Raw genomic sequence first — 782 nt, 5'->3', positions numbered from 1 at the left:
CTGGAGCGGCTCTCGGCGCAGAGCGACACCCTGTTCGTCGTCGCCGCCGGCAACGAGGGTCCGTTCACCGCGTCCCTGCGCGCCCCCGCCACGGCCGAGGCGGCGCTCACCGTCGGCGCGCTGGATTGGGACGACACCGTCGTCGACTTCTCCTCCTCCGGCCCCCGCTTCCGGGACGGCCTCCCGAAGCCGGACCTCACCGCCCCCGGCGTGGGCATCACGGCCGCGGAGGCCGGTACCGGCGGATACGTCGCCATGGGCGGCACATCGATGGCCGCCCCGCACGTCGCCGGTGCCGCCGCCCTGTTGGCGCAGGCCCGCCCCGAACTGACCGCCGAGGAACTCAAGGCGGTGCTGGTCGGCTCCGCCGTCGGCCTGGCCGAGACCCCCGTCCACCGGCAGGGCACCGGCCGTGTCGACATCCCCCGCGCCCTGGCCGCCGACGTGATCGCCGAACCCGTCTCCCTGGGCTTCGGTCTGATCCCCTGGGGAAGCGGGGAGACCGACCCGATCACCCGCGAGCTGACCTACCGCAACCTCGGCACCGAGGACATCACCCTGGAACTGAGGACCGAGGAGATCGGTCCGGAGGGCGAGTCGGCCCCGGAGGGCATGTTCGCCCTCGCGGCCGATGAGGTGACCGTGCCCGCCGGTGGAACGGCGAGCGTCGCGCTCACCGCCGACCCCGGGCTCGGCGAGGAGGGCGCGGGCGTGTACGGCACCACCGTGACCGCCACCGACGGGGAACGCGAGGTCCGCACCGCCGGCAACCTCTACATGGA

General features: G+C 74.3%; 1 protein-coding gene. It reads left to right on the top strand.

The window, feature by feature from the left end:
* The coding region (locus FOE67_RS27400) for a S8 family serine peptidase (protein WP_182667506.1) at nucleotides 1-782 on the top strand (782 nt) is incomplete at both ends.

It is taken from the genome of Streptomyces calidiresistens, assembly GCF_014141525.1.
In the GTDB taxonomy this organism is placed as follows: Bacteria; Actinomycetota; Actinomycetes; order Streptomycetales; family Streptomycetaceae; genus Streptomyces; species Streptomyces calidiresistens.
The sequence above is the reverse complement of the archived record's forward strand: the minus strand, read 5'-3'. Positions and strand labels throughout refer to the sequence as shown.